Annotated in this window: 7 protein-coding genes; 6 read left to right on the forward strand and 1 reads right to left on the reverse strand. The window is 71.2% G+C overall.

Annotated elements, in window-relative coordinates; all coding sequences use genetic code 11:
- The first annotated feature begins 45 nt into the window (after positions 1–45).
- The 5 genes from ABT041_RS37825 (at position 46) to ABT041_RS37845 (ending at position 5,072) form a co-directional block, all read left to right on the forward strand.
- Complete coding sequence (locus ABT041_RS37825) at positions 46–1,299, forward strand: L,D-transpeptidase (protein WP_351193397.1); 1,254 nt, start codon at positions 46–48, stop codon at positions 1,297–1,299.
- Between the two features lie 88 nt (positions 1,300–1,387).
- Positions 1,388–2,155 carry an enoyl-CoA hydratase/isomerase family protein gene (locus tag ABT041_RS37830; RefSeq protein WP_351193400.1) on the forward strand — a complete coding sequence of 256 codons (768 nt, stop codon included), beginning with the start codon at positions 1,388–1,390 and terminating at the stop codon, positions 2,153–2,155.
- A gap of 75 nt (positions 2,156–2,230) precedes the next feature.
- Complete coding sequence (locus tag ABT041_RS37835) at positions 2,231–2,737, forward strand: ATP-binding protein (RefSeq protein ID WP_351193403.1); 507 nt, start codon at positions 2,231–2,233, stop codon at positions 2,735–2,737.
- Positions 2,738–3,123: 386 nt separating this feature from the next.
- The gene (locus ABT041_RS37840) at positions 3,124–3,891 is read left to right on the forward strand and encodes a polysaccharide deacetylase family protein (RefSeq protein WP_351193405.1); all 768 of its coding nucleotides are present in this window, start codon (positions 3,124–3,126) and stop codon (positions 3,889–3,891) included.
- On the forward strand, positions 3,891–5,072 hold the full coding sequence (locus ABT041_RS37845) for a YncE family protein (RefSeq protein WP_351193407.1): 1,182 nt from the start codon (positions 3,891–3,893) through the stop codon (positions 5,070–5,072). Before ABT041_RS37840 ends, ABT041_RS37845 begins: the two co-directional genes overlap by 1 nt.
- A 30-nt stretch (positions 5,073–5,102) precedes the next feature.
- Here the strand turns inward: ABT041_RS37845 and ABT041_RS37850 are convergent, their stop codons facing one another.
- On the reverse strand, positions 5,103–5,741 hold the full coding sequence (locus ABT041_RS37850) for a GNAT family N-acetyltransferase (RefSeq protein WP_351193410.1): 639 nt from the start codon (positions 5,739–5,741) through the stop codon (positions 5,103–5,105).
- A gap of 75 nt (positions 5,742–5,816) precedes the next feature.
- Between ABT041_RS37850 and ABT041_RS37855 the strand changes: the two genes are divergently transcribed.
- Complete coding sequence (locus tag ABT041_RS37855; protein WP_351193413.1) at positions 5,817–6,032, forward strand: EF-hand domain-containing protein; 216 nt, start codon at positions 5,817–5,819, stop codon at positions 6,030–6,032.
- The last annotated feature ends 140 nt before the right edge of the window (positions 6,033–6,172 follow it).

Consider the following 6,172-nt stretch of genomic DNA (forward strand, 5'->3'; position numbering starts at 1 on the left):
GTGGGGCCGTGGCATTGCCAGGCCGTGCGAGGGGAGACGACCACAGTGAACGGTCAGCCGATATCGGGGGCGACGGCGCGGGGACGCCGGCGCGGGGGCGTCAGGCTCCAGGCGCTGGCAGCGGGGGCGCTGCTCCTGGTCCTGACCGCCTGCGGCGGCGGTGAGACCGCCACCGGTGGCGGTGCGGGGGGACAGGGACCCGCCGCCCAGGGCGGCGGCAAGCAGGAGAACGCGGCCTCCCAGGCGGTCGTGACGATCCTTCCGAAGGACGGTGCCGACTCGGTCGCCACCAGCGGGGCCCTCAAGGTCACCGCGTCGCAGGGCAAGCTGACCACGGTCACGGTCGCCGACTCCAAGGGCGCCGAGGTCGAGGGCAAGATCGCCGCCGACGGCTCCAGCTGGTCGCCGACCGCGCACCTGGCGGCGGCCACGCAGTACAAGGTCCACGCGATCGCGAAGGACGCGGACGGCCGTGAGTCGGCGAAGGACACCACCTTCACCACCCTGGTCCCGAAGAACACCTTCATCGGCCAGTACACGCCCGAGGACGGTTCCACCGTCGGCGTCGGCATGCCGGTCTCCATCAACTTCAGCCGGGGCATCACCGCCCCCGAGGCCGTCGAGAAGGCCATCAAGGTGACGGCCGTCCCGGCCGTCCAGATCGAGGGCCACTGGTTCGGCAACGACCGCCTCGACTTCCGCCCGAAGGACTACTGGGCCGCCGGCACCAAGGTGACGGTCGAGCTGAACCTGGACGGCGTCGAGGGCCGCCCGGGCGTCTACGGCAAGCAGAAGAAGTCGATCTCCTTCACCATCGGCCGCCGTCAGGTCTCCACCGTCGACGCGAGCGCCAAGACGATGAAGGTCGAGCGGGACGGCCAGATCATCAAGACCCTGCCGATCACCGCGGGCGCGCCGTCCACGACCACGTACAACGGTCAGATGGTCATCAGCGAGAAGTACAAGGTGACCCGCATGAACGGGGCCACGGTCGGCTTCGGCGGCGAGTACGACATCAAGGACGTGCCGCACGCGATGCGCCTGTCCAACTCGGGCACCTTCGTCCACGGCAACTACTGGGCGCCGTCCTCCACCTTCGGCTCCAGCAACGTCAGCCACGGCTGCGTCGGCCTGGAGGACGCGCGGGGCGCGGGCGACAGCTCGACGCCGGCCGCCTGGTTCTACGACCGCTCGATCATCGGCGACGTCGTCATCGTGAAGAACTCCAAGGACAAGCAGATCACTCCGGAGAACGGCCTCAACGGCTGGAACATGGACTGGTCGGAGTGGATCGCCTAGATCCCCCGTAGAACTCCCGCGAGCGGGCCCGGTGCTGTGAGCAACAGCACCGGGCCCCTTGTCGTTAACGGCCACTAACCTTCCTTCCATGACTGTGAACCTCGAAGTCGCCGAAGGCGTCGGCACGATCCGCCTCGACCGCCCCCCGATGAACGCCCTGGACATCGCCACCCAGGACCGGCTGCGCGAGCTGGCCCAGGAGGCGACCGACCGCGACGACGTGCGGGCCGTGGTCCTCTACGGCGGCGAGAAGGTGTTCGCGGCCGGCGCGGACATCAAGGAGATGCAGGTCATGGACCACGTGGCCATGGTCAAGCGGTCGCGCGCCCTCCAGGACTCCTTCACCGCCGTCGCCCGCATCCCCAAGCCGGTCGTCGCCGCGATCACCGGCTACGCCCTGGGCGGCGGCTGCGAGCTCGCGCTCTGCGCCGACTACCGGATCGCCGCCGACAACGCGAAGCTGGGCCAGCCCGAGATCCTGCTCGGCCTCATCCCCGGCGCGGGCGGCACCCAGCGGCTGTCCCGGCTCGTCGGCCCCTCCAAGGCCAAGGACCTCATCTTCACCGGCCGGATGGTGAAGGCCGACGAGGCCCTGACGCTCGGTCTGGTCGACCGGGTCGTCCCGGCCGCCGAGGTGTACGAGCAGGCGCACGCCTGGGCCGCGAAGCTGGCGCAGGGCCCGGCCGTCGCCCTGCGGGCCGCGAAGGAGGCGATCGACCAGGGTCTGGAGGCCGACATCGACACCGGTCTCGCCATCGAGCGGAACTGGTTCGCGGGCCTGTTCGCCACCGAGGACCGGGAGACCGGCATGCGCTCCTTCGTCGAGGAGGGCCCCGGAAAGGCGAAGTTCGCCTGACGATCCTTCACGAGCGGGGGCCGATTCCGTCGGAACGGCCCCCGCGGAGGGCTCCGTACGGCCATGATGGGGGGCATGGCGGGCCTGGAGGGTAGGGAACAACCGAGGCAGCGCGCGAGCGCCGCCGCACCGCGGTGGTCACCGGCCGCGGAGGACGAACAGGCCGCCGAGGCAGTGGAGTTGTACGGCAATCCGGCCGAGGAGGATGTCCGGCTGCCGTCCCGCCCCGAGTCCGCGTGGGTGGCCCGCAGGCTCACCCAGCACGTCGTACTGCGGCAGTGGGCGCTCGGCCCGACGATCGCCGAGCACGCGGTGCTGCTCGTCTCGGAGCTCGTGGGGAACGCCGTCCGGCACACCGGGGCCCGGGTCTTCGCGCTGCGGTTACAGCGGCGCCGCGGCTGGATCCGCATCGAGGTGCGTGATCCCTCGCGCGGGCTGCCCTGTCTGATGCCGGTGCACGAGCTCGACGTCAGCGGCCGCGGGCTCTTCCTCGTCGACAAGCTCGCCGACCGCTGGGGCGTGGATCTGGCGCCGCGCGGCAAGACGACCTGGTTCGAGATGCGGGTCGCCGACCGCCCCTGAGACCTGCACGGGAACGTACGGAAGCCCCCGTGCGCCGTGGTGGGGTGCGTGGGGGCTTCCGTGTGGTGCGCCGTGGACGGGGGGGTGTATCCACGGCGCCGCTATGTCGACCTGGCCCGGGTCAATGGGGGTCGTGTCTCCGACTATGGCAGACGGGGGGCCTTGCCGCCAAAAGTCCCTAGTGGGGCAAGCCGGGTCAAAAGCGGACAGTTCAATGGTGAATCGTTGGTGACATGCGGCACTCACCTTGTAAACAGTGAATGGCTATGCGGTTCATCGGTTGTTTCTCGGGATCGTCCGCATGGTGGACGCCTGGCACGCGCCCCCAAACGTCCTGAATTGGCCTAATCGTGACCAATCCGGCGACATCCCTCTTGAATGGTCGCGTGAAGCCGACCGACCGCCGAGGAGCCCTCCGGACGGGCGCGGCCGCCGTCCTCGCGGGAGCCCTCGCCACCGCCTGCGGCACGGGACCCCGCCCCGCCCCCGCCGCCGCTGCGCGTCGCCCCGCCCCCGCGCCCGTCGCCGCCCCGGCACCCCGCCGCTTCCCCGGACAGCCCGACGAGATCGCCCACGGCCCCCGCGACCGGCCCCGGGTCGCCCTCACCTTCCACGGCCAGGGCGACCCCGAGCTCGCCCGGCGGCTCCTCACCCAGGCCGAGCAGGCAGGCGCCCGCGTCACCGTCCTCGCCGTCGGCAGCTGGCTCGACGAGCACCCCGCCCTGGCCCGCCGCGTCCTCGACGGCGGCCACGACCTCGGCAACCACACCCAGCGCCACATCGACATCAACACCATGACCGAGGCCGAGGCCCTCGCCGAGATCGAGGCCTGCGCCGGACGGCTGCGCCGGCTCACCGGCTCCGTCGGCACCTGGTTCCGCCCCTCCCGCACCCGCAACGCCGCCCCCCACGTCCTGCGCGCCGCCCGGCGCGCCGGATACCCGCACGCCCTCTCGTACGAGGTCGACTCGCTCGACTTCACCTCGCCCGGCGCCGCGGCCGTCGTCCGCAACGTCACCGGGGCGGTCCAGGCCGGCTCCGTCGTCAGCCTGCACTTCGGCTACCCCGACACCGCCGCCGCGCTGCCCGTCCTCCTCGCCGACCTCGACCGCCGCGGCCTGAGCGCGGTCACCACCACGGAGCTGCTGAGCTGATGGCACACCTCGACAAGAGATCCAGGATCCTGATCGCCGCCGCCCTCCTCGTCGGCCTCGTCGGCTGCGGCAGCGCGAACCACCCCGAGGGCGCCGCCCCCGTGAAGAAGGCCGCCGCCCCCGCCGTACCCAAGCCGGCCGCCGCCCCCACCGGACTCCCCGGCATGCCGCCCCTGCTCGACGCGCACGACGTCTACGCCGCCGACCGGCCGAACCGGCTCTCCCCGGTGGTACGGAACTTCCCCTCCCGGGTCTACGTCCCCAACACCAACTCCAACACCGTCTCCGTCATCGACCCCACCACCTACCAGGTCGTCGAGACCATCCCGGTCGGCGTCCAGCCCCAGCACGTCGTCCCCTCCTGGGACCTGAAGACCCTCTGGGTCAACAACAACCGGGGCCACACCCTCACCCCCATCGACCCGGCCACCGGCGTCGCCGGCAAGCCCGTCGAGGTCCACGACCCGTACAACCTCTACTTCACGCCCGACGGCAAGTACGCCGTCGTGATGGCCTCGCTCGACCGCGAACTCGTCTTCCGCGACCCGCACACCATGGAGCGGAAGAAGTCCGTCCCGGTCAGCTGCTACGGCGTCAACCACGCCGACTTCTCCGCCGACGGACGCTACTTCGTCGTCTCCTGCGAGTTCTCCGGCGAACTCCTCAAGGTCGACACCGAGAAGATGGAGGTGATCGGCCAGCAGAAGCTGCCCTTCGACGGCGCCATGCCGCAGGACGTGAAGATCTCCCCCGACGGCAAGACCTTCTACATCGCCGACATGATGGCCCACGGCATGTGGGTCCTGGACGGCGAGAAGTTCACCACCCCCAGCCTGCTCCCCACCGGCAAGGGCTGCCACGGCCTCTACATCAGCCGGGACTCCCGCGAGATGTACGTCTCCAACCGCGGCGAGGGCACGGTCTCGGTCTTCGACTTCGAGCAGAACAGGCTCACCAAGAAGTGGCGGCTCCCGGACGGCGGCTCCCCCGACATGGGCGGCGTCTCCGCCGACGGCAAGGTCCTGTGGCTCTCCGGACGCTACGACTCCGAGGTCTACGCGCTCGACACCGCCACCGGCAAGCAGCTCGCCCGCATCCCCGTCGGCAGCGGCCCGCACGGACTCGCCGTGTACCCGCAGCCGGGCCGCTACTCGCTCGGGCACACCGGGATCTTCCGGTAGCGGCCCGTGCTCGGCCGGGCGGCGGGCGGCTCAGCCGGCGATCAGAAGCGCCTCCGAGGCCACCGGGCGGTAGCCCGCCGCCTGGAAGACGCGGACGCTGCGCGCGTTGCCCGGCGCCTGCTGGGCCCAGACCACCTCGCCCGGGGTGAGGTGGCGGGCGGCGGTCGCCAGGGCCCGTCCCAGGCCCTTGTGGCGTACGTCCTCGTCCACCTCGATCGCCGCCTCCCAGCGACCCGCGACACCCCGGCCCAGGACGAGGACACCGCCGTCGGCGGCCCACACCCGGACGTCGTCCCGGAACTTCAGCGCCCGCGCCACCCGGGGATGCGTCGGGTCGTCGATCTCGCGGAGCTCCAGCGGGGGCGGGCCCGGCAGAGCATCGGCCACCGTGAGCAGGTCGATCGTGTTCATGTGACGGCCGGTGCGGGCCATCAGCGCGAGCAGGAACGCCGGGTTCATGCTCGCCGCGAGCGGATCGCTCGACGTGGCCGCCAGCGCGTCCAGCACCCACTCCGGGTCGGCGTCCGTGAAGACCACCGAGTGCGCCGTGAAGGCCAGCACCCCCGCGTCCCGGGGGCCGGGCTGCGGCACCACCGTCGTCGAACCGTCCGGGGGCGGGAACTCCCCGTGTGCCGCCGCCGCCAGGATCCGTGCCACGTCGTCGCTCATGCCCCCATCATCCGACAGGAGACGGGAGAGCTAATCTGACCTCCGTCAGACAAGCACCAAGAAGGGGCGGACGCAGTGGCGGACATCGACTCGGCACGCACGGCATTCAACAAGTTCGACGTGGACGGCGACGGCTTCATCACGGCCGCGGAGTACAAGCACGTCATGGCGGAGCTGGGCGACTTCAACGTCACCGAGACGGTCGCCGAGGTGCTCATCAAGCAGCGCGACGACAACGGTGACGGCGTGCTGTCCTGGGACGAGTTCTGGGGGCACTACAGCAAGGCCTGAGCCAAGCCCTGACCCGTCCGCCCGGACGGTGAGGAAACGGCCGGCCCCGGGGGAGACCCCCGGGGCCGGCCGTTGCGGTTGAACGGGTTCAGCACTCGATGATGTTGACCGCGAGGCCGCCGCGCGCGGTCTCCTTGTAC

Source organism: Streptomyces sp. NPDC002825, assembly GCF_040295385.1.
Classification (GTDB): domain Bacteria; phylum Actinomycetota; class Actinomycetes; order Streptomycetales; family Streptomycetaceae; genus Streptomyces.

What these genes read in the sequence shown, in the direction of transcription:
- ABT041_RS37830 (WP_351193400.1), top strand. Translation starts at nt 1,388, where the DNA reads ATGACTGTGAACCTCGAAGTCGCCGAAGGCGTCGGCACGATCCGCCTC.
- ABT041_RS37835 (WP_351193403.1), top strand. Translation starts at nt 2,231, where the DNA reads ATGGCGGGCCTGGAGGGTAGGGAACAACCGAGGCAGCGCGCGAGCGCC.
- ABT041_RS37845 (WP_351193407.1), top strand. Translation starts at nt 3,891, where the DNA reads ATGGCACACCTCGACAAGAGATCCAGGATCCTGATCGCCGCCGCCCTC.
- ABT041_RS37850 (WP_351193410.1), bottom strand. Translation starts at nt 5,741, where the DNA reads ATGAGCGACGACGTGGCACGGATCCTGGCGGCGGCGGCACACGGGGAG.